Source organism: Ureibacillus chungkukjangi, assembly GCF_044795995.1.
Classification (GTDB): Bacteria; Bacillota; Bacilli; order Bacillales_A; family Planococcaceae; genus Ureibacillus; species Ureibacillus chungkukjangi.
In genome coordinates, this window is sequence record NZ_CP085009.1 from 654,059 (window position 1) to 677,129 (window position 23,071).

The 23,071-nt window shown below is 36.7% G+C and carries 25 protein-coding genes; 19 read left to right on the top strand and 6 right to left on the bottom strand.

Annotation, left to right across the window (positions count from 1 at the left end; genetic code table 11):
- Positions 1-27 precede the first annotated feature (27 nt).
- Positions 28-396, top strand: a complete 369-nt coding sequence (locus tag LG296_RS03395) for a DUF1801 domain-containing protein (RefSeq protein ID WP_404427462.1) — start codon at positions 28-30, stop codon at positions 394-396.
- A gap of 66 nt (positions 397-462) precedes the next feature.
- Here LG296_RS03395 and LG296_RS03400 read toward each other — a convergent pair whose 3' ends face one another.
- Positions 463-1,530, bottom strand: coding sequence for a GH25 family lysozyme (locus LG296_RS03400; RefSeq protein ID WP_404427463.1), 1,068 nt, complete (start codon positions 1,528-1,530; stop codon positions 463-465).
- A 246-nt stretch (positions 1,531-1,776) separates the two neighbouring features.
- Between LG296_RS03400 and LG296_RS03405 the strand changes: the two genes are divergently transcribed.
- The 10 genes from LG296_RS03405 (at position 1,777) to LG296_RS03450 (ending at position 9,617) form a co-directional block, all read left to right on the top strand.
- Positions 1,777-2,766, top strand: coding sequence for an acryloyl-CoA reductase (locus tag LG296_RS03405; protein WP_404427464.1), 990 nt, complete (start codon positions 1,777-1,779; stop codon positions 2,764-2,766).
- Positions 2,767-2,844: 78 nt separating this feature from the next.
- Positions 2,845-3,234: a hotdog fold thioesterase gene (locus tag LG296_RS03410; RefSeq protein WP_251400420.1), complete on the top strand. Its 390-nt coding sequence runs from the start codon at positions 2,845-2,847 to the stop codon at positions 3,232-3,234.
- Between the two features lie 436 nt (positions 3,235-3,670).
- On the top strand, positions 3,671-4,450 hold the full coding sequence (locus LG296_RS03415) for a sulfite exporter TauE/SafE family protein (RefSeq protein WP_404427465.1): 780 nt from the start codon (positions 3,671-3,673) through the stop codon (positions 4,448-4,450).
- A gap of 65 nt (positions 4,451-4,515) precedes the next feature.
- Complete coding sequence (locus tag LG296_RS03420; RefSeq protein WP_251400423.1) at positions 4,516-5,067, top strand: GNAT family N-acetyltransferase; 552 nt, start codon at positions 4,516-4,518, stop codon at positions 5,065-5,067.
- Between the two features lie 206 nt (positions 5,068-5,273).
- Complete coding sequence (locus tag LG296_RS03425) at positions 5,274-6,278, top strand: acyltransferase family protein (RefSeq protein ID WP_404427466.1); 1,005 nt, start codon at positions 5,274-5,276, stop codon at positions 6,276-6,278.
- A gap of 255 nt (positions 6,279-6,533) precedes the next feature.
- Entirely contained in the window at positions 6,534-7,031 is a 498-nt protein-coding gene (locus LG296_RS03430; RefSeq protein WP_251400294.1) for a CarD family transcriptional regulator, read from the top strand.
- Positions 7,032-7,320: 289 nt separating this feature from the next.
- Positions 7,321-7,737 (top strand): RDD family protein, encoded by a 417-nt coding sequence (locus tag LG296_RS03435; RefSeq protein ID WP_404427467.1) that lies wholly within the window; start codon positions 7,321-7,323, stop codon positions 7,735-7,737.
- Positions 7,738-7,880: 143 nt separating this feature from the next.
- On the top strand, positions 7,881-8,447 hold the full coding sequence (locus LG296_RS03440; RefSeq protein WP_404427468.1) for a DNA-3-methyladenine glycosylase I: 567 nt from the start codon (positions 7,881-7,883) through the stop codon (positions 8,445-8,447).
- A gap of 28 nt (positions 8,448-8,475) precedes the next feature.
- On the top strand, positions 8,476-9,009 hold the full coding sequence (locus tag LG296_RS03445) for a hypothetical protein (RefSeq protein WP_404427469.1): 534 nt from the start codon (positions 8,476-8,478) through the stop codon (positions 9,007-9,009).
- A gap of 155 nt (positions 9,010-9,164) precedes the next feature.
- Positions 9,165-9,617 carry an N-acetyltransferase gene (locus tag LG296_RS03450; protein WP_404427470.1) on the top strand — a complete coding sequence of 151 codons (453 nt, stop codon included), beginning with the start codon at positions 9,165-9,167 and terminating at the stop codon, positions 9,615-9,617.
- A gap of 102 nt (positions 9,618-9,719) precedes the next feature.
- On the opposite strand, the gene LG296_RS03455 is transcribed toward LG296_RS03450, so the two are convergent.
- A complete protein-coding gene (locus LG296_RS03455; RefSeq protein ID WP_404427471.1) occupies positions 9,720-10,250 on the bottom strand; it encodes a metal-dependent hydrolase in 531 nt (176 codons plus the stop codon).
- A gap of 225 nt (positions 10,251-10,475) precedes the next feature.
- Between LG296_RS03455 and LG296_RS03460 the strand changes: the two genes are divergently transcribed.
- Positions 10,476-11,243 carry a DUF817 domain-containing protein gene (locus tag LG296_RS03460; protein ID WP_404427472.1) on the top strand — a complete coding sequence of 256 codons (768 nt, stop codon included), beginning with the start codon at positions 10,476-10,478 and terminating at the stop codon, positions 11,241-11,243.
- A gap of 51 nt (positions 11,244-11,294) precedes the next feature.
- On the opposite strand, the gene LG296_RS03465 is transcribed toward LG296_RS03460, so the two are convergent.
- The 4 genes from LG296_RS03465 to LG296_RS03480 form a co-directional block, all read right to left on the bottom strand.
- On the bottom strand, positions 11,295-13,103 hold the full coding sequence (locus LG296_RS03465) for a S9 family peptidase (RefSeq protein ID WP_404427473.1): 1,809 nt from the start codon (positions 13,101-13,103) through the stop codon (positions 11,295-11,297).
- Positions 13,104-13,226: 123 nt separating this feature from the next.
- Positions 13,227-13,556, bottom strand: coding sequence for a hypothetical protein (locus LG296_RS03470; protein ID WP_251400309.1), 330 nt, complete (start codon positions 13,554-13,556; stop codon positions 13,227-13,229).
- Positions 13,557-13,791: 235 nt separating this feature from the next.
- Positions 13,792-16,188 carry an EAL domain-containing protein gene (locus LG296_RS03475; protein ID WP_404427474.1) on the bottom strand — a complete coding sequence of 799 codons (2,397 nt, stop codon included), beginning with the start codon at positions 16,186-16,188 and terminating at the stop codon, positions 13,792-13,794.
- A 15-nt stretch (positions 16,189-16,203) separates the two neighbouring features.
- Positions 16,204-17,382, bottom strand: coding sequence for a beta-ketoacyl synthase N-terminal-like domain-containing protein (locus tag LG296_RS03480; RefSeq protein ID WP_404427475.1), 1,179 nt, complete (start codon positions 17,380-17,382; stop codon positions 16,204-16,206).
- A 477-nt stretch (positions 17,383-17,859) separates the two neighbouring features.
- On the opposite strand from LG296_RS03480, the gene LG296_RS03485 reads away from it, so the two are divergent.
- From LG296_RS03485 to LG296_RS03515, 7 genes are all read left to right on the top strand, one after another.
- A complete protein-coding gene (locus LG296_RS03485; RefSeq protein WP_404427476.1) occupies positions 17,860-18,990 on the top strand; it encodes an NADH-dependent flavin oxidoreductase in 1,131 nt (376 codons plus the stop codon).
- Between the two features lie 49 nt (positions 18,991-19,039).
- Positions 19,040-19,786 carry a YqjF family protein gene (locus LG296_RS03490; RefSeq protein WP_404427477.1) on the top strand — a complete coding sequence of 249 codons (747 nt, stop codon included), beginning with the start codon at positions 19,040-19,042 and terminating at the stop codon, positions 19,784-19,786.
- A gap of 92 nt (positions 19,787-19,878) precedes the next feature.
- Entirely contained in the window at positions 19,879-20,322 is a 444-nt protein-coding gene (locus LG296_RS03495; protein ID WP_404427478.1) for a hypothetical protein, read from the top strand.
- Between the two features lie 77 nt (positions 20,323-20,399).
- Positions 20,400-20,957, top strand: coding sequence for a cysteine hydrolase family protein (locus tag LG296_RS03500; protein ID WP_404427959.1), 558 nt, complete (start codon positions 20,400-20,402; stop codon positions 20,955-20,957).
- A gap of 18 nt (positions 20,958-20,975) precedes the next feature.
- Entirely contained in the window at positions 20,976-21,716 is a 741-nt protein-coding gene (locus LG296_RS03505; protein WP_404427479.1) for a class I SAM-dependent methyltransferase, read from the top strand.
- A 51-nt stretch (positions 21,717-21,767) separates the two neighbouring features.
- Positions 21,768-22,364: a nucleotidyltransferase family protein gene (locus tag LG296_RS03510; RefSeq protein ID WP_404427480.1), complete on the top strand. Its 597-nt coding sequence runs from the start codon at positions 21,768-21,770 to the stop codon at positions 22,362-22,364.
- Positions 22,351-23,007, top strand: a complete 657-nt coding sequence (locus tag LG296_RS03515) for an HAD family hydrolase (RefSeq protein ID WP_251400327.1) — start codon at positions 22,351-22,353, stop codon at positions 23,005-23,007. The genes LG296_RS03510 and LG296_RS03515 overlap by 14 nt, the downstream gene beginning before the upstream one ends.
- Positions 23,008-23,071 lie beyond the last annotated feature (64 nt).

Below are 23,071 nucleotides of genomic sequence, written 5' to 3' on the forward strand. Positions count from 1 at the left end.
ATTGTTACATAAAAAGGGGAAGAGCTTATGAATAGTGAAAAGAGAACAGTTGTAGAGGTCGAACATTTTATTGGAAATTTGCCAGAAGAAATCCAAGAAATAACAGAAGCATTACGCAATATCATCCTCGATGCTTCACCTTTGTTACTCGAAGAATATAAATGGTCCATGCCGAATTATTCGTACAAGGGATTAGTCTGTTACCTGCAAACAGCTAAAAAACATGTGAAGCTAGGCTTTCATAAAGGCAATCTACTTCAAGAGGGAGTAGGGAAGGAAATCTTAGAGGGAACGGGAAAAACGATGAAATATATCACGCTTAAAAAGAAGGAAGACCTTCAGCCAGAAGTCTATACTAAGCTCATTCTTGCAGCGATGGAATTGAATGAGGTTTAGGTATATGATAGATCATTAAAAATTAAAGAGGGCTAATCGATTCGATTAGCCCTCACATTACACTTGTTATTGTGGAATATTCAACGTATCGCCAGCGTAGATAAGATCTGGATTTTCGATATTGTTTTCAGAAGCCAGTGCTTCAACAGTTGTTCCAAATTTTTTCGATAGTGACCAGAGTGTATCTCCCCAATTGATTAAATAAGAAGAGATATTCGAGATTGTTAGCTCAACACCAGGGTGAATAAGATTCGGATTTGCTAGATTGTTGTTTGCTAGAATAGCTGAAACTGTTGTGTCATGCATTTTCGCAATGCTGTATAGCGTATCTCCAGCCTTTACAACATACGTAGTTGCAGTTGAATTTTCACCTGATTCTGGTGTAGAAGGCTCTGTAGGCTGCTCCTCAGATTGTTCCGGCTGCTCTTCTGGTTCCTCCTCGGATGATGTAGCCTCTATGAAAATCCCATCATTGAATATATTTAAATCGACATCTCCGGTAACGCCATCAATAGAGCCTGTGTCCGTATATTGCCATCCTGCCCAAGTTTCCCAGATAACGTCATTAGAAGGCTGGTTACCATCATACTGGGCTAGCCATAAGGAATACTTTGTTAATGATTCTCCGAAGACATTCGTAGCATTGTCTGCGTTACTATACACCATTACTGGGTAGCTAGTTTGACTTTCAACCTCTTCAGCGAAGGCAAGTGCAATTGCATTGATATCTTCAACAGATAGACCATCCAGCTCCTCAAAATCCATTACAGGCTTAACATCTATGTCTTTGCCGCTAATTATGGATGCGAAAAAGCTTGCCTCTTCACGAGCCTGTTCAACAGTTGTAGCAGTTAAAAAGTGATAAAAACCAACTTTTAAACCAGCCGCTTTTGCGCCTTCATAATTGACTTCAAAGTTAGGATCCGTATAGTCAACGCCTTCACTGGATTTAATAATCGCCACTTCCATTCCAGCGTTAGCTACTGCTTCCCAGTCAATGTTCTCCTGATATCTACTCACGTCTATTCCTTCGTATTCGGAAGAGCTCTCTGGTTCTACCGCAAATGCGCTATTTGCAAATGTTAGAGTACCAACAAAAAGAAGTGCTATAAATATTTGTCCTAGTTTTTTCACCATATCACCTCCAATCTAGTAGCTCATATACAAAATATGCGAGCTTGAAAGAGTTACCTGAGCGGATGTAATGGTTTTGTGAAAAATGAATCCTGAGTTTCATTATTTTAAATCACTGTTTTGATAAGTTAATATAGAGATAGATTAGAATATCCATCCATAGCTATTATATTAGTAAGAAGGATTTAATGGCTTTTTGTGGAAGTTTTAAATTGGGAGAAAGATAAAGGGAAAGGGAGTTTTGTGATGCAAGCATTCGAGGCATTAGTAGTAAATAAACAAGAAGAGCAATTTTCTGTAGAGATTCAAAAGTTAACGATAGCGGATTTGCCAGAGGGTGAGGTATTAATTCGCGTACAATATTCGGGCGTAAATTATAAAGATAGTCTAGCTGCTATTCCAAATGGGAATATCGTGAAAAATTATCCCTTTGTACCGGGAATTGATATAGCGGGAGTAGTTGTGTCTTCTGAGGATTCACGTTTTAAAGAGGGAGACGAGGTAATCGCAACAAGCTATGAAATCGGAGTAACACATTTTGGAGGGTATAGCCAATATGCTAGAATCCCAGCCAAATGGATTGTACCGTTACCTAAAGGTCTTACTTTAAAAGAAGCGATGACAATTGGAACAGCTGGCTTCACAGCTGCACTATCTGTTTTACGTCTAGAGGATAATGGTGTAACACCTGAAAAGGGGAAAGTACTAGTAGCAGGAGCAACTGGTGGGGTTGGTAGCTTTGCTGTTTCTATTCTTTCAAAATTAGGTTATGAGGTAGAAGCGAGTACAGGAAAAGAATCGGAAGCAGAGTATTTAAGGAATCTAGGTGCAGCATCGATTGTTTCGCGTGAAGAGGTATACGATGGGAATGTACGTGCTTTAGGTAAACAAAAGTGGGCTGCAGCAGTCGACCCAGTTGGAGGAGAACCCCTTGCATCCCTATTGAGTCAAATTCAATATGGTGGGTCTGTAGCTGTAAGTGGATTGACAGCAGGTACAAGTGTACCAACTAGTGTTTTCCCATTTATTCTTAGAGGCGTGAATTTACTAGGAATTGACTCAGTATACTGTGATATGGAAACTCGCTTAAAGGTATGGAATCGACTTGGCTCAGACTTTAAGCTAGATAATTTAGAAGACATTATCCAGCAAGAGGTTACATTAAATGAATTACCGGGAGTCCTTCCGACATTACTAAAAGGACAGGCACGTGGCAGAATACTAGTTAATTTATAGGGGGCTATGAAAATGGTTGTTTCACAAGATGTGTTAGATCGATTTGGTGCAAAGGATGAAACTGCGTTTATTGACCAAATGCAAAAAAATGCAACCAATACGCTAATTGAAGCATTGGATATACAATATGTTGAATTATCATTGGATCGTGTTGTAATGACAATGCCTGTTGGTCCGAAAACCAGGCAGCCAGCGGGAATTTTACATGGTGGAGCATCTGTTGCTCTAGCAGAAACTGCAGCAAGTATCGCGACGGCCATCAATGTAGATTTAACAAAATTTAACCCAGTAGGACTAGAAATTAACGCAAATCATATCCGTAGTAAGCAGGACGGTATTGTTACAGCAATAGCAACGCCTTTACATAAAGGGCGTACAACGATGATTTGGGAAATTAAAATTGTAGATGAAGCCGAGAAGTTAATTTGCGTCTCTCGCTGCACAATGGCAGTTATCGCTAAAAAATAATATATGTTACTAGAAATAAGTGGAGAAAGCATATCTGTTTTCTCCACTTATTTCAGTTTTATGAGTAGAGTCTGGGTATGAAGGACAAAAAAGAAGAGTGTATCCCAAAAGTGTCTATCATTCGGGGTATGAAGAACAAAAAAATATAGTGCATCCCCAAAAGTGTCCATCAACTGGGCAATGAAGGACAAAAAAGAAGGATTTTGCTCAATAAGTATCCTTCATACTAATCCCACTTCAATTAGTTTTACTTAAAAATTATCCATAACTCATAATTCACAGTTAAACAAGCTTTGGTGAGGGTCTCGGACTAAGTAAGATGAAATTATTGTTTACGATTTCTTATAGTAGGTTTAACGAAAGGTGAGTTGTAATGCACATCTATCTTTAGTAGGATTAGACTGCTACTAGATTTACATAGAAAGAAGGAAACAACATGGAGTTTTATTATGTGGTACTCCTTTTCACGCTCGGCTTTATAGGGTCATTTTTATCTGGAATGCTTGGTATTGGCGGTGCGATTGTTAAATATCCAATGCTGCTAATGATTCCGCCAGTATTCGGGTTTGAAGCCTTTACAGCTCATGAGGTATCAGGCATCAGTGCATTAGATGTATTATTTGTTTCCATTGCAGGAGTGCTCGGCTACAGAAGTGGCGGGTATTTAAATAAATCCTTAATCATCGTTATGGGGAGTTCAGTTTTAATAGGATCGTTAATAGGCAGCTTTGACTCAGAATACTTAACTGAGATTCAAGTGAATATAGTATATGGTATTTTAGCTTTACTTGCTGCTATTATGATGTTCATACCGAAAAAGCAAATTGACGAGTGTCAAATAGAGCATGTAACATTTAATAAACCCCTCGCAGCATTTTTAGCATTTCTTGTAGGAATTGGTTCAGGAATAGTTGGTGCAGGTGGGGGATTCTTACTTATTCCAATTATGCTCTTAATATTGCGTATCCCAACAAGAATGGCAATTGCTTCAAGTTTAGCCATTACCTTCATTTCTGCTGTTGCAGGCTCGATAGGGAAAATTACAACTGGACAAGTTGAGTACCTTCCTACACTAATCATCGTTATTGCGGGTCTCATGGCAGCACCAATTGGAGCAAAAGTAAGCACGAAGCTAAACACTAAAATGTTAGAAAACATCCTAGCGATTCTTATCCTAGGAACAGCAGTGAAAATTTGGGTGGATATTCTTCTATAATGGGAACCCAAAATAGCAAATTAATTAAATAATTGTCCAAAGAAAGGAGTAATTAAATGATATCAATTACTGAATTCCCAGTGCTTGTAACAGAGCGATTAGTATTGAGGAAAATTACTGAGAGTGATGCGAGTAGTATTTATGAATACTTATCAGATTCTGAGGTTATGAAATATTATGGATTAGAGCCGTTTGGGTCTGAAAATGAGGCGTTAGAAGAAATCGCTTGGTATAACTCCATTTTAGAAGAAAAAACAGGCATCCGATGGGGAATTACGTTAAAGAATGAGGATAAAGTCATTGGAAGCTGCGGTTTTTTAAACACAGTTTCAAGCCATTATCGAACAGATATTGGATTTGAACTAAGTAAGGATTTTTGGGGGCAGGGTATTGCAAGTGAGGCTATGAACGAAATTATTCGTTATGCTTTTGAACATACAACTATCCAACGTATTCAAGCATTAATTGAACCGTTAAATCAAGCATCACAAAGAATGGTCGAAAAAGCTGGTTTTACTCGAGAAGGCTTGTTAAGGAAATACGAGTACACTTGTGGGAAATTTGATGACCTATACATGTACGGGTTATTAAAGGAAGAATATAATACTAATAAATAGAGTATTGATCTTAATTGATTAATACTCTTTTGCGTTTTAAAGTACTTAATTCAGAATTACTATCTCTTCAAGCAACATTCCTTAAGCACTATTTAAAAAGATAGGGCGATAGAAACGTTTCATGTCAGGGTGTTTAGGGAATGTAAAAATTGGCATCTATAATCATATAATTCTATGTTAAAATAATTGCTTGAAAGGAAGGCAACATGAATAGAAGTGCATATTTTGATAACGCAAAAGCAATTTTAATTTACTTAGTCGTCTTAGGACACTTAATGTCAGGCTATCTGTTGGAAAACCAGTATATCGATACTTTATATTTGGTTATCTATTTGTTTCATATGCCGGCATTTATTTTAATTTCTGGACACTTTTCTAGAACCATTAAGAGTAAGCAGGATTTAGTGAAAATAGGGAAAACCTTATTGCTGCCATATATTATTTTTCAACTGCTATACACCTTGTATTACAAAAATGTTTTTGGAGATAGCGTAGTATTCGAGATTTTTGAGCCTCGGTATGCGTTATGGTTTTTACTAAGTATGGCAATTTGGAAATTCCTATTATGGGCTTTTGGTAGCCATAAAATCATGGTATTAGTGTCCATTGCCTTATCATTAGTGGTAGGATACATCAGTGAAATCAATGAATGGTTATCATTAGCAAGAACATTTTTCTTCTTCCCATTCTTTTTACTAGGCTATTACTTAAACCGAGAAAATTTTGTGAAGCTAAAAAACAAATGGAATATTGGAATAGCAAGTATTATTGGGACAGGTCTTGTATTCTTTGTTAATGCATATGCAGATGTTCGGTGGAAGGAATGGTTCTTTGGGAGAATTCCGTACGAGGATATCAGCTATGGCATCGTTGAAATCGGTGCATTAAGTAGATTAGTAGTATATGTTGCAATGCTTGTAGCAACCTATATATTCTTATCATTAGTTCCTCAAAATCAACAATGGTATACAGATATTGGAGCTAAAACATTAGCTATCTATCTATTACACTTATTTGTCGTGCGAGCGTTTAAGGCAACTATTTTCTATGATTGGATTGAAGAAACAGGAAACTATATTATCTTATTCGGACTCGCATTTTTTGTTGTGTACCTATTATCGAGGAAGTGGGTTTGGGACATTACCTCGCCATTAATAACGGGAAATATCATAAATTTACCAAAAAAGCTTAAGGCAAGAGATTCAGTATAGCTTATATATTTTTGAAAAAGTGTTAGCCGGTAACGGTTTAACACTTTTTTTCTTTAAGAGTTTTTCCATTAAGGTAGAAGGTTAATAGTAAATTAGTAGGAACCATTCAAATTTAGACGTAATTGAGCTAGTCGGCGAATATACTAACTAATGGAGGGGCTATTTGATGAACTTAACGTATAGAACAATTTTGTAGCTGTCGGTGTTTGAAAGGAAGGGCACACATTAAAAATGGTATTAACAAGGGGGAAAACGATGTTCTCAATTGGGGATAAAGTCTTTTATGGTGCACATGGTGTATGTATAATTCAAGATATACAAAAATTAACATTTTCAGGGCGACAAAAAAATTATTATATTTTACATTCTTTCCATGATGTATCTATCAAGTTATATCATCCTGTTGAAGCGAAGGATTCTAAACTATCACCAATCACTTCAAAAGAAGCAGCACAAGTGATTTTGGAGACTTTTAAAAATCCACCAGATGATTGGCCTAGCCGTATGAACGAACGGACGCAGCATTATCAAAAAGTAATTGAGTCAAAGAATCATGTAAAGATTGCCCAAATGATTAATACCATTTTAAGAAAAAAGTTTGAGTTGGAAAAAGAGGACAAAACTCTTCCAAACCAAGATTTGCTCATGCTAGAGCAAGTAACGTCACTATTTTCTGAGGAATTAGCTTTGAGCTTTAATATATCGGCAAAGCAAGTGATGAAAAAGGTAGAGGAAATTATTTTAGCGAACTAAATTGATAAGTATAGAACGAGCAATTCTTCATGATGAAGAATTGCTCGTTTTAATATTAGCTTATAATGCAGGCTACCATTTTCTATACAAAGCTTTTCATCTACATCTACTTTAGACGACTGACCACGGCAGCCTCTGTGGAAAAATACTTTGGTGGACCTAATAATGTATACGCGCTATTTTCCTGTTCTCACATTTAAAAATCCCAAAAATTGTAACTATCTTACAGAAATTATTATGGTATAATTTGGATAAATGTTATGTGGGCATATTATAGGGGGGATGATTAATGCAAAATTTAGCGGGTTTTTGGAGAAGGCTTGGGGCAGATATATTGGACATAGTTATTGTTATAGGTCTAATTTGGATTGTCTTTGATTTAATTTTTGGCTTTGATTATTCTTCGGATATAATAAATAATATTACAAGTGGTTTATATGTGATTTATGCCACGTTGCTTCCAATCTATTGGAAGGGGTATATAATAGGTAAAAGAGTTATGAAAATTCATATTGAGAGAATAGATGAAAAACCTATTAATTTTTGGACAATGATAAAACGAGAAGTTATCGGAAAGCAGCTATTAGCTTATGTGTCTTTAGGTATTGCTCCCATTTTGAGCGCTTTCATGGTAGGGACTCGAGAGGATAAAAGGGCTATTCACGATTTTATTGCTGGGACACATGTATTCAGGGATGAATTATAAAAGAATATAGATATATAATCGACAGCCACCTAATGCATATAGGCATAGGTGGTTTTTTAGTGATTTCCAAGAAATATCTTAATTGTGCTTAGACGTGTACAATAAAGATAAACTAAATATATTTAAGTTAAGGAGCTAAAAGGATGAATCGATGTGACTGGGTAACAAAAGAACCTTTATATATTGAATATCACGACAAGGAGTGGGGCGTTCAAGTATATGATGATAAAAAATTATTCGAAATGCTTTGCTTAGAAGGGGCACAGGCTGGATTGAGCTGGTGGACAATTTTGCAAAAAAGAGAAAACTATCGTGAAGCCTTTGATCAGTTTGATGTCGAAAAAATAGCTCAATATACAGAGGAAAAATTACAAGCCTTAAAGGAGAATCCTGGAATCGTACGGAATAAGTTGAAGATACAAAGTGTGGTCACAAATGCACAAAGCTTTCTTCGTATTCAAAAGGAGTATGGCTCATTCTCAAATTACATTTGGAGTTTTGTTGACCACAAGCCTATTATCAATGAATGGAAGTCTATTAAAGAAGTACCTGTCACGACCGAGATTAGTGATCGTATGAGCAAAAAGCTGAAGAAGTATGGCTTCAAATTTGTTGGAGGTACGATTTGTTATTCATATATGCAAGCTGTTGGAATGGTGAACGATCACACTCTAGAATGCTTCTGTCATCCAACTCATTCTAGCAAGTAGATTAAAGTAATCGAGAGGAGCAAACTTTATGTGGTGGGGAGTTTTGGTCACATTTATGCTTGTGATTTATTCCATTGTCTTATTTGAAAATGGAATTGAGCCTAGTGAGGTAGTGATTGAGTTTAGTATTCTATACCTTTGCGCTTGTATTATAACCATTCTCTTAATATGGCTTCTTCGAAAAGGAAGCCCTAAGATACCGACTATGCTTGCACTGGTACTGGTGGTTGTTATGACTGGGGTTAAATCTTATGTAGCAATAGAGGAAGTTCCAGACTACAAGATAAATCGGCAAATGGAGCTTGCAACGATTTTGGGAAATTCACCACAATATCAACAGTTAGGAATAAAGGATAATGCTGATATTGATTCAATAACATTTCATGGGGCACCCAAAAGAGGGGACTTTGAACAAAATACAGGATATGTAATTGAAATACGGATAAAAAATGATGAAGATATTTATTATTTTATGTGTGCAGGCACACAATCGGAGTGTTCACAGTACGAGCTTATAGAGGACTCCTTAGCACTCAGAATAATAAAAGATTACCAACACTAGCTTTAAATACTCATTCTCTTAAGCTATAAGAAGAATTGAGTATTTTTTAAATAATTTATTGTATTTTTATTCTAATAAATGTATATTTATAATAAAATAAAGATATGGGACTGTCTTATGAAAAATGTATATTTTCATTGAAAAGGGGATTTGGAATGAAGGTTTATAACGCGACTACGGCAGATGTAGAGTCTATATATGAGTTGATTGAAATTTATGTAAAGGAACAGATAGTTCTGCCACGTTCATTGTTATCGCTTTATCAGAGTCTGCAATGTTTATATGTAGTAAAGGATCAAGAAACAGTGGTTGGTGTGGCAGGGCTGCATATTTTGGGAAAGGATTTGGGGGAGGTTCGATCATTGGTAGTATCCCCTAATTACCAAGGTAAGGGTATCGGCCGTATTTTAGTAGATTACATTGTAGAAGAAAGCATCAAATTAGGAGTTAAGAGATTAATATCTTTAACATATGAAGTGAATTTTTTTGAAAAATGTGGATTTCATATTGTCAGTAAAGAAACACTTCCAGAAAAAGTTTGGATTGATTGCAGAAATTGCCCCAAAATTGATAACTGTAGCGAGATTGCAATGGTAAAATATGTTTAACAGGTCAACAATTCGAAGGAATAAATGGAAGAGGATTCAATTTAGTAGGGAGTACTTTACATTTGGTGATGTAAGGTACTCTCTTTTTTGCATGCATATTTATTAAAGAAAATCTAAAAGCATTAATACTATTAAAATAGTACAGCCTGTAGTTGTTAGGCTGTCACCAATACCACCGCCCTTAAAGTTTGCAATGCGAAAGCTCTTCTTAGTAAAGGGGTAGAGAAGGGGAATCCCTCTTTTTGTCATCAAGTCTAATAATAGATGGCTCCACATACCAGCACTTAGTCCAATAACAAAGGATTTTGATAAAGCTTGTACTTCATCGGTAAATTCATTTGATAAGAAAAAAAGAAGTGCTGTAAATGCAAAGATAATCAGTGGAGTATGTACCACACTTCGATGTCCAAGCGTCTTACTGATAATGAAGGAAGCAATTTTAAGCTTTCGACCGATATAGCTATGACGATGATCGATATCCGGTAGAAGAGAACCTAATAGAGCACCGCAGAATACCACTCCAGAACCTACAATTCCATCGACTAATCCGCTATATGGAACGGTGGGGGCTATATATTTTGCTGCTGCTATTCCTGCTGCTACACCACCCATTAAATGTGCGGCTTTATTCATATTCCTGCCTCCTAAAAAACGATTGTCTCTTATTTTAGTAGAAAAAACATACTTTGAAATAACTTTTACCATATTTCTAAAATTGAGAATTTAAAAGAAGGAGACAGGGAAATTTTGATTTTTTCCTGAAGGAACCTTTAAGGGATAAATAAGTCTTATTATTCGATAATAAAGTATTGATAAACAATAAATACCGGTTAGTTGAAATTTCTAAGGGGGCTGCTTATGAGAGCGTTAAAACAGCTTGTACGATTTGGGATTGAGCAAGCACAATCCTGTTTGTTTCCAGTCGTTATCTTTGCTTCTTTGGCCTTAACTCAAATTTTTCCTATGCCATTTCTGCCGAGGTATGATTGGTTGCTAATCATTTGTCTACTAATGCAGTGGTGGATGGTGCGTTCGGGGCTTGAAACAGGAGATGAATTAAAGGTGATTACATTATTTCACCTAATTGGTCTGGCACTGGAGCTTTTTAAGGTGCATATGGGCTCCTGGTCGTATCCAGAGGAGGGTTATACTAAAATTTTTGGAGTACCCTTGTATAGTGGGTTTATGTACGCAAGTGTCGCGAGTTATCTTTGCCAGGCGTGGAGAAGGCTAAATGTAGAGCTTGAGAGCTGGCCTCCATTTTTAGTTGTAGTTCCATTAGCGGCTGCCATATATTTAAATTTTTTTACGCATCATTATTGGATTGATGTACGTTGGTGGCTATCTGGACTAGTAGTAATCGTGTTTTGGAGGTCATGGGTACGATATGAAGTGAATGACAAAAGCTACCGGATGCCAATCACATTGTCATTTGTACTCATTGGATTTTTTATATGGATAGCAGAAAATATCGCAACATTCTTCGGAGCTTGGCAATACCCAAACCAAGCTGACACATGGAGTATTGTGCATTTAGGCAAGGTTAGTTCCTGGCTTTTATTAGTGATTGTAAGCTTTCTTATAGTTGCCACGTTAAAGCAGGCTAAAAAAAGAATGCCAAATTGAAGCCAAAAGCCCCTCAATTGATAGAGTAACTCTAACTTGAGGGGCTATTATTTATACTACTGGATTTGCTTCTTTAATAGTTTCATTGAAGAATTCAATGATTTTTCCGTATACGAGGATTTCGTTTTGTTTTTTGGAGAAGCCATGACCTTCATCTTCTAACACGATGTATTCAACGTCGCGACCTTTTTCCTTTAGTGCTGCGACAATTTGGTCGGATTCCCTTTGAACAACACGGGGGTCGTTTGCTCCTTGAATAACAAGCATAGGCTTTGTCATGCCATCTAAATAAGTAATAGGAGAATCCTTTGTTAATCTTTCTTTATCTTTTACAGGATCTCCAACCCATTGCTCCATGAATGGCTTCCAGAACTCAGGAACAGACTCTATGAAGGAGAAGAGATCACTTGGACCAAAAATATCCACTACTGATTTGAAGTACTCTGCATGTCTACCATGAAGTAGAAGGGCCATATAGCCGCCATAGCTTCCGCCTAATAGTAAAATCTTTTCTCTATCCGCATAGCCATTTTCGATTAGCCATTCTAAGCCTTGGATATTATCTAAACGTGGGCCATGACCCCAGTCACCCTCGACCAATTTAGAATACTTTAATCCATAGTTTGTTGAACCACGGAAGTTCGGGGCGAAGATTGAGTACCCACTATAAATAAGTGATTGGAACATAGAGCGGAAGGTTTTGCGTTCAAGCGCTTGTGGTCCACCATGTGGCCAAAGAATTACATGTCCATTTGAATTTTCTTCCTTTGCCTTAAAGAACAGTGCCTCAATCTCCATCCCATCAAATGATGGGTATGTTAAAACCTCTGGCTCCACTAGATCCTCAACGCTTACACCAGGTACACGATAATGTGTTAACTCAGTCCAATTCGCTCCACCATCCTTGGAAACGAATAGATTACCAGGTGTTATTGCAGTACGTCCTTGGATGTAAAGATTACCACTGGCCATCACGACTAGCTTATCTACTACGCTTGTTGGTGTGTTTAAAGTTGTTAATTTGCCATCTGCTAGAGAATATTCGTAAAGTCGATCTTCTACACCATATGAACCTACTAAATAAAGAGAGTTATTCTTTTTAGAGTAAGTTAAGCTAGAGAAATCTTCTTTTTCTAGCTGTAAAACCTTTGAAAATTCTTTCGAAGTTAAATCGAATTTAGCAAGATAAGATAAATCATCATTAAATTCAGTTAAGAAATAGATATCTGACTCTGATGTATAGACGATTTCACTTACTGTGTGCTGTTCAGTTGTTTCTGGAGTCAATAAAAACTTCTCTTCTCCAACGTGTACGAAAGCTAGAGAATGCGTGTTGCCAAATTGCTTGATAGAGACAAAAGAATTTTCACTTGGACTAACAGCCTCGATTGCTGTTGGGGCTTCTGTTCCTTCAAGTAATAGCTTTTCTTCGCCAGTTTCAAGATTATAAACATAGTTATTAAAATAAGTAGCATTTCCAACAGTACTTGGATAGTAAAGACGCTTTCCATCTTCACTTAAATACGAGAAGAAATGACGTTCGCCTTCTTGTGTACGAAGAGGGGCGAATTTACCGCCTTTTGGAGATACCGCATAGATTTGAGTGTTTTCATCCCCATCATGGTCAAAGCCGGCAATGATAAATTCACCTGTTTTCGCGTAGGAAAGAAATGCTGCACCTTGATTATTAAAAGTTAGAGGGTAGGGGAATTGATTTGGAAGATCCATTGCCCAAAGGTTCGAGTAACCATTTAGGTTTGTACTAAAAACAACCTGTTTCTCATCGGGGCTGACAGTAAAATTAGAAACCGTTAATGTTTGAAAAAATTGTTCTACACCTGGTTTATCAAAGTTAATCATAACACCTCTCCAATTCTATTAAGATACCACCATGTTACCATAATTTTCAGTATTTTTAAAATAGTGAATATCTAAACTGGAGGGGGGATATAGTATCTATTTTTAATAGAAAAAAACTGAGGCTTACACCTCAGCTTTAATCCATTCTACAGCTATACTTTTTAAATCAATTAGTTCCTCGTCATATCGAGAAAGATGTTTTTTTAAATCTATTTCACGAAGCTTGGATGCTACAGGAGCCTGTAAGTCACGACGAAGCCCGTCTTCAATAGACATTTTCATACAATCTCTTGCTATTGCTAAAATATCATCTTCTGTATGTCCAGCTGATGAAGCAAATGAAAACCCTGCGTCAACTAGGTCAGGTATTCTAATGTAAACTGGGAAATCACCTTCATCTGTTTCATTATCCTCTACTGCAAAAATCACTGGGTATTTATATATTTTTATCAATGTCTTCACCTCACTATCAATAATAATATAGAAAGAGTGATTAGAAGGTTGGTAATTATAGGAGAGAATACCTATTAGATAGAACTGAGGGGATATGTGTAGCAGAAGGTTTTTGGAAATGCTGATATAGCGGCATTCTTCGTAAATTATTAATCATAGGCTAAAGAAAACGAAATAAATAGAAGCCTATCCTAGATTTCTCAGAGGATAGGCTTTTTAAGTATATTTTCTTGTTTTAGTCCCTAGTCATTAGCCACTTTTTCTTGATTTCATTTGCTGGTAGTGGACGGCTGTAGTAATAGCCCTGAGCAAAATCACAGCCCATCGAATTTAAAACATGAGCTTCTTCCTGGCCCTCAACTCCTTCAGCAATAACACTTAAATCAAGCTGCTGTGCAATTGCAATAATCGTTTTTACAATCGCCTTGTTCTCATCGTCTTGATTCATGCCCATAACAAAGGATTTATCGATTTTCAACGAATCGAGTGGATACTTATTCAGATAGCTTAAGGATGAATAGCCTGTTCCAAAGTCATCCATCGAGAGACTGATACCAAGATCTTTTAATGTATTGAGCTTTGCAATCATAGAATCAGCATACATGGCAATGCTCTCAGTTATTTCTAACACAACAAGGTCTGCATTAATTCCTACATCTTCTACCACTTTTTTCACATCAGCTACAAAGTTTGAATCAAGTAGTTGTCGAACAGAAACATTAACACTTGTTTTTAAGGGAATGTAGCCTTCGTTCTGCCATTGAATATTTTGTTTTAGGGCGGTATTTAATACCCACTTACCGATGGGAATAATCATTCCAGTTTCTTCTGCAATTGATATGAATTCATCTGGAGAAACTAGTCCAAGAATTGGATTATTCCATCTTAAAAGTGACTCCATTGCAATAATTTCATTAGTTTTTAAATCAATTATCGGCTGGTAGTAAAGCTCGAATTCTTTATTATCTAGACCTGTACGCAATTGCTTTTCTATCATCATTTTTCTATAGAAATTACTTTGCATATCTGAATTGAATAATTGATAGTTATTCTTTCCTTTTTCCTTTACATAGTACATGGCAGTGTCAGCGTGTTTAATAAGCGTATTTGCATCTTCTCCATCATTTGGATAAATACTGATACCTATGCTTGGTGTAATAAAGTACTCGCTATCGGCAATGATAAAGCCATTTTTAAACAGCTCCAGTAATTCGTTAGCAAATTTTCCACTTTCGGTTGAATTGTAGTAGGGAAGGATAACCGTAAACTCATCGCCACCGAGTCTATAAATTTTGGCAGAGCGGTGTTGTTTTTTTAGTAAGGTTTCCATACGTCTCGAAACCTCAACCAATAAAAGATCTCCCCAATCATGTCCTAGGGTATCATTAATGTATTTAAAACGATCTAAATCAAGAAACATAATAGCACTTTGACTTTTTTCTATTTTCGCTTTTTCTAAAAGGTCTGTAAGGTCCTCATTGAACATACGGCGATTTGGTAATCCAGTTAAAGCATCATGATTTGCCTGGAATTTGATTTCATCCTCATACTGCTTTCGTTCTGTAATGTCTGTTGATACGGCAAGTGATGCAGAACTCTCATTAAAATTAATAGGTACTTTTGCAGTCTGTACCCAAATTTTCTCGCCTGTTGCGGCAGTAAGAGATTCTTCTCTAATGAAGAGTTTACTTTGTGAATTGGATTTATCAATTTCTAGGGTCAAATTTTGCTTCTTCTCGTTCTGATTAATTTGTAGTTCAGCGTCAGATTTTCCAATCATCGCTAGTATATCCATTCCCATTAACTGAGCATAGGATTGATTTAAAAGTGTATAACGACCAAATTTGTCCTGTGCATAAATATAGTTAGGATTTAAATCAATTACTTGAAATAAGAACTTCTTTTGCTCATTTAGCTTCTTGTTCATATTATTTACAATTTTGATATGCATTCTGCTCGCTAGTATTAATAACGAAACTGCAAATACAAGCACGGCGATCGAGCTTGGATACAATCTTGTAGTTGAAAACATATTCAAAGTACCTATTAAATACCCGATAGTCGAGAAGATTATAAAATAAATTAGAAATGAACGTTCACTCTTATTTTGTACTTTGAGACTAACCAAGAAACAGAGAGCAGTACTAGCAAAGAAAAGTACAATATTGCCTTGAAATACCCAATGGAGCTCGCCGTAGATAGGGAAGTAAAATATATTCATACCTTCCTGTATAAGCTGTAAATCTTTTACTCCACTTGAAGTCCATCCAATCAGGTACACTATAAAAGCTAATACATATGAGATAATAACGGTTGTTCGATTAACAAGGAATCGCCACTTTTTTTGCAAATCATTTGATAATGTTTCTTGAACCATTATATAGCCAATATAGAAAAGTGTCGGTGTGACCATAATTGGGCCGAATCTGAAAAGCTTGAAAAAGAAAGTGATGGTTTCTTCTTTAAATAACTCATGCGAATATAAAAAGGCAACATCTAGCTGCCACAGGGTTGCAAGCAGTAAGAATAGTAAAATAACCTTTGAGAGTTTATTTTTATTAAATAAAACTAAGAGCGTAATACCAACGCAAATAGGAATTAAAGCTAAAATAATTAAAAAAATTAAAAACATGTAAGAATGGGCCTCCTATGTATGTGTCAGTAATAGATAAGCATTATTTCCACTACTCCCATGGGTAGTTATGCACACTGACTCAATATCTTGTTGCCTTGTGTTAAAAACAATAGGGATATCCTCAAACCCGATTCCTTTTGTTTTAGTGGTCGGAGGGATAAAGCCGTATTCCATTGATAGTAAGGACGAAATTATTTGCATTGCCCCCATAGCACCAAATGTGTGACCGAGCATTCCCTTTATGGACGTGATTGGCACTTCTGTACCAAATGTCTCTTTTAGAACAAAGCGCTCTATTTGGTCGTTTGCATCCATGCCAAGTGCTTGGCTATTTACATAGCTGGGTACCGTATCTTCAACTGTGTCTTGGAATACTTTAAGCATATGTTTTCCGGTTTTATCAAAGTTTAGTATCTTTTGTCCTTCATTTCTTGAAACGACTTTTTCAATCTTGCCGTAAATCTTCTGATTTCGCTTGATTGCTGTTTCTCTTCTTTCCATGGTAATTACCCCGGCACCCTCAGCTAAAACAAAACCGCGATGTTCTGTAGAGAATGGAATACCAGCACTTTCAATAGTGGAATCAGTTGAAAGGGCTCTAATTTTTTTGAAGCCATGGATGGTCCACTGGCCTAATGGAGCATCAGATCCACCTACTATACAAGCGTCTACACTTCCACTCTCAAGAAGAAGTTTTCCAAATGATACTGCATCTAAACTTGCTGTACAGCCTGTTGTTAATGTAAAGGCTGGGCCACTTAGACCGATTGCTTCAGCTACTGAACTTGATAGTGTATGCGTATCAACTATTGAAACCCCTTGGATGGGGAATTTTTTAAAATCAAATGCATCAGCAGAGTGTTGTTCAATTTCAAGAATCGCTCCAGCGGCAGTACCTATTATTACAGCAACTCGAGAGGGCTCGAAATAATTTAGATTTGACATTTCACAAGCATCTAATGCTGCTGCAACCGCAATTCTTACCGAGCGGGGATAGCGTTGATAATTTCTTTGACTAATCTCGAGAAAGCTTTCGTCAATAATACCTGCAACGAAATCACTTTGAGACGGGTCTGCATTTTTTAATATGCTCTGAGTACAAATTCCTTTTTCTAGTACATTTAAAAAACTAAATTTATCTAAAACGCCAGGTGCTTTAATGCCATAGCCTGTAATTACGATATCGTCCAATTGATTTCACCCTAAATTTCGACTTTTTTCTATTATATACACCAAATTTTGATATAGTCTATATTCTATAGGACTTAAGTTTATGTGTAATATTAAAATAGAGTGTCTAGTGCATTGGACTTTTGCGGCATGAAGATAAGAATTTGATATAATATGGATTTATATGATAAAAATAGTGCAAAAGTGATATCTTGCCTAGGATATTTATATGTAAAATCTTCTCTAAAAATTTGAAATTGTGCTACAAATCTATGTCCATATAATTATCTCTGAATAAATTTTGGGATTTAGAGGGTCAAATTACCCAAAATTTAGGATGCGTATTTTTAAAGTGCATATCACTTAATAAAATGTAGTTTGTAGGTTTAGTATATAAATAGGGTCTATATCTCAAGGGTCATGGGCATCGTTATTAAGTATAGAAATCCTGTGATTTTTAATAGACTCTGTCAAAAGAAGATGGGGAGGAATATAAACATGAATGAAAAATATAAAGATTTATTTGCATCATTTACTTTACCTAATGGAATAGAATTGAAAAACCGTATTGTGATGGCTCCAATGACTCACTGGTCTTCGAATGTGGATGGTACGGTGACAGATGCTGAAATTAAGTACTATTCACGTCGCTCAAATGGAGTGAGCATGGTGATTACTGCTTGTACACACGTAACTGCGAACGGGCAGGGCTTCCATGGGCAATTTGCAGCCTACAATGATGAATTTATTCCAGACTTGAAACGTGTAGCCGACGCTATTAAAGAGCAGGGAGCTAAAGCTGTTTTACAAATTTACCATGGTGGAAAAATGTCGCCACCTGAATTAGTACCAAATGGTGAAATCGTAAGTGCAAGTGATATTCCGGCAGAACAAAATGGTGTACCAGGAAAGACACCAAGACCTTTAACAGAAGGTGAAATTGAAGAAATTATCAATGCTTATGGAGAAGCAACTCGTCGTGCGATTGAAGCTGGTTATGATGGGGTTGAAATTCATGGTGCCAATGGTTATTTAATTCAGCAATTTTTCTCTGGTCACTCAAATCGTCGTGAGGACCGTTTTGGCGGTACTTTAGAAAAACGTATGGCATTCCCGTTAGCTGTAGTTGATAAGGTGAAGAATGTTGTAGAAAAGTATGGAGATTCTTCCTTCATCGTTGGTCATCGCTTTTCACCGGAAGAGCCAGAGGAAAAAGGAATTACAATGGCAGATACGCTGGAATTAGTAGATGCTTTAGCTGATAAAGGTCTAGATTATTTACATGTTTCATTAGGTGATTTCTTCTCAACTGTTCATAGAGGTGTAGATGATTTAACAAAAACACGAGTTGAATATTTACTTGAGAAAATAAATAATCGTGTGCCACTAATTGGTGTTGGTTCAATTTATAGTGCTGAGGACGCTCGTAAGGCCTTTGAAACGGGAATCCCTCTACTTGCTTTAGGACGAGAATTACTAATTGATCCTGACTGGGTTCAAAAAGTTATAGATGGAAAAGAAGCTGAAATTGTAACGAAGCTTGATAAAGAAAAACAAGAAGAATTAGTGATTCCAGATCAATTATGGAAAATGATTATAAATAGACCGGGTTGGGTACCAGGAGTTTAGTTAATACTAGGGTTTATCGACATTAACTAAAGGCGGTGACTCTAAGGAAATGAAAGAGCGAACGTTTGTTGAAAATAGCAACTTAAATGAGAGGCAAAAGCTAACTACTAACTTGCCCTGGATTATGAAGCAGACCTGGAAGGATGTCTTATTTGCCCATTATCCTGTGTCACGTAAGGTTTTAGAGGAAATTGTTCCAAGTCAGTTGACAGTGGATACGTTTTACCAAACCGGGTGGATTAGCATTGTGCCATACTTAACAAGCTCTATGCATTTGAGGGGTGTGCCTCCTGTTCCAGGGATATCTACCTATCCGGGCTTTAATATTCGTACTTATGTAACCATGAATGGAAAACCAGGTGTTTACTTTTTTCGGTTAACAGCTGCAAAGCATCTTGCTGCTTTATCTGCAAAAACCTTTTTTCAGCTCCCATATCTGCAAATGGATATGAACATGAAGCAGGAGAAGAATTTAATCGTTTTTGAAAGTGAAGAGAAAGCAGGTTTAGAGCTAAGTTGCAATTATAGGTCAGTATCGGAAGCTTCACCGACAAACCGCGGCTCTTTAGAGGAATGGCTGTTGGAAAGATACTGCTTATATAACGTGAGTAAAAAAGGTGTTCCACTAAGAGCAGACATTTTACATGAGCCTTGGCTAATCGAAAAAGCAGAAGCTGAATTCCAACAAAATACATTACTCTCGAGTATCGGCATCGAGACGGAAAACGAAAAGCCGATTTTACATTATGCTAAAAAGCGTATTGTTCGTTTTTGGCCAATAACCAGGATTAAATAAAATGGAGCGATTACTTTTATTAAAAGGTAATCGTTCTTTTTTTATCGAATAGGGAAGTAAGTGGTAGATTACAGAGTAAAAGGAGTGTTTGGATGAAGAAAATACTGCTAATGGTTCTTGTGAGTTTTTCCATAACCTCCACCTCTGTTCAAGCATTAAGCTGGGCATATCCTTTTGTAGTTTGGAAGGGGGATGTCTATGAGGTGACAGAGGAAGAAGTGCTGGAAGAAAAAATAGGCAAGAAAATTGGAGAAGTAAAAAGAAGACCCAATGAGATGACAGGCAGTTATTTTGGCGACGCATCGAATGCGTATACAGAAGGAACAAAATACTTTGAAATAAAGGGGATTACAACAAAGGAAGCAATTGCAGTAGAAGAGGAAGGGAATAAGTGGTTGAAGGCAGTCTATGCTCAAAAAGCACCGTTTCACTGGATGAACCTTCTTGCAGATGGATTGCCTTTTGCTATTTTAATAGTATTACTAATAATTGCTTTCTGGCTTTTGCGAAAGGTGAGATTTCAAAAAAATAAATAGTAGTGTTGAAGAAGGATTTCCAAGGGAAATTAAAGAATACAAAGAAGATGAAAATTACCAAAGAGGAGGCGAATGGTTTGAACCAAGCCTTATTAGTTATCGATGCACAGCAGGCACTAATTGATGGAGACGAAGTCGAAAAAGGGGTCATTGAAAAAGAAAGCCTAGTAAAAAATATAAACTTGGTTATTCAAAAAGCAGTAGAAAAAGAGATTCCGATAGTTTTTATTAGGGATGTAGATGTATCTAAGGGTGAGGGAACAGGCTTTCAGGTGCACGATGAAATTAAAGTGCCAGCGAGTGCGGTTACTTTTAATAAAGCAGCAACCAATTCGTTTTATGGGACTCCTTTAAAGGATTATTTAAAAGAACATAAAGTTGAGCATCTTGTCATGATGGGCTGTAAAACAGAGTATTGCATTGATACGGCTGTAAGGAGTGCAACGGTCAATGGGTTTGATGTCACTCTGGTAGGCGACGCACATTCTACTTCAGATTCAGATACACTATCTGGTCAACAAATCATTCAGCATCACAATCGAATTTTGCATGGGCATTATAATGTGGATAACTTTTCAATGGTTCGAAATTCTGATGAAGATTTGTTTACCCCACTACATGATAATTATCGATAGGAAATTGGAGGAGATAATTTGAAGCAAAACATTTATGATAACCAAGTCTTTTTTAAACAGTATACGGCTTTAAGAGATAGTGGTGTTACGGCCAATGATTTTGTGGAGCAGCCCGCCATAAAATCACTTCTGACAGCAATAGAAGGGAAAAAGGTTCTAGACTTAGGGTGTGGTGCTGGTGCTTTTGCAAAGTATTGCGTAGAAAAAGGGGCAGCTAAGGTGGTTGCTGTGGATATTTCTAAAAATATGATTGAAAAGGCTAGAAAGGAGAATCTTCATGAAAAAATCGACTATCTCTGCTCTCCGATAGAAGAGCTAGACTTACATAACCAAACCTTCGATATCATCGTAAGCTCCCTAGCCATTCATTATATTGAAGACTACCCGAAGCTAATAGATAAAATTAAGAGCCTGCTAATCGCTAATGGAGAATTTGTCTTTTCCACCGAGCATCCACTAGTAACAGCCCGAAAAGAAGTAATATCTAACTGGGTAAGGGACAGTGAAGGGAACAAGCTGCACTGGGCTGTCGATCATTATAAACAAGAAGGTAAGCGGGAAGGCTATTGGTATGTAAATGGAGTGGTAAAGTACCATCGAACTGTTTCTACTCTCATTAATACGTTGATTGAAAAAGGTTTAACTCTAGAAAGAATTATTGAGCCTACATCAATTTCAGGTGGAATAGAGCTAAGGCCAAAATTGATTGATGAGGAACGACGACCTTCCTTTATCGTCATTAAGGCAAAGAAAAAATAAGCTGCAGCTGCCCCAATCGGCAGTTTTTTTAGCATGTGGAGGCCTAAGTATTTGTTGGATGAAGAAAAAATATTAACCATTATTCAAGAAGACTTGTGGATGATGGGAATCTTAAAAACTGCTAAAGCACTAAACTTACCGGATTGGTGGATATGTGCTGGATTTGTAAGGTCTAAGATTTGGGATACATTACATGGCTTCAATATTAGAACGGAGATTGAAGATGTGGATGTGATTTATTTTGACCCATCCAATCTTGATGAGGCAAAAGAAAAGGCTTATGAAGAAGCATTGAAATCATATTCGCCCAGCACTCCTTGGTCTGTGAAAAATGAAGCAAGGATGCACCTTCGCAATAATTGTGAACCCTATCAATCCTCTACAGATGCAATTTCCAAGTTTCCTGAAACGGCAACAGCTTTAGGAGTGAAGCTGGATGCAGAGGACAATCTAATTTTAACTGCGCCTTGTGGAATTTACGATGTTGTTAACATGATAGTCCAACCAACACCGTTTATTTTAGTAGATAAAAAACGGGCATTTATTTACGAAGAGCGCGTTGCTAAAAAGAATTGGAAAGCAACTTGGGGGCAGATAGAAATAAAACATATTACAAATAAAGGAGATGTTTTTAATGGGAAAATATAAAGTAATATTATTTGACTTAGATGGTACCTTAACGGATCCAGTGGTTGGGATTACAAAGTCGGTTCAATATGCACTTAGGAAAATGGATATCGAGGAACCAAACCTTGAGAAGCTGACTTGCTTTATAGGACCTCCTTTACATGTTTCATTTGCTGAATTTTATAGTTTCACAGAAGAACAAACTCTATTAGCTGTAAAACATTATCGAGAACGATTTAAGGAAAAAGGGATTTATGAAAATGTATTATATGATGGGATGGTACCGTTATTAAAAGCATTAAAAGAGCAGCAGTATATATTAGTTGTTGCAACCTCAAAGGTAACTGCTTTTGCTGAGCAAATCATAAAGTATTTTCAGCTGGACGAGTACTTTGACAAAATTGTTGGTAGTAACTTTGATGGTACAAGATCGGCAAAGGGAGAAATCATTCAGTATATCTTAGCAGGATATCAAGAATTTCCAAAAGATGAGTTCGTAATGATTGGTGACAGAAAGTACGATGTGATAGGGGCAAATGAAACCGGGGTTGATTCGATTGCAGTAAAGTATGGCTACGGTTCTATCGAAGAGCTGACGGAAAGTGAGCCTACGCAAATAGTTGAATCTGTGGAGGAATTAACGGCATTGCTAGTAGGAGCTTAAGAAAAATATTTTAATAAAAGATATTTGCATATATAAATTCTTAGAGCAGGTGTTTTGAGTTTTG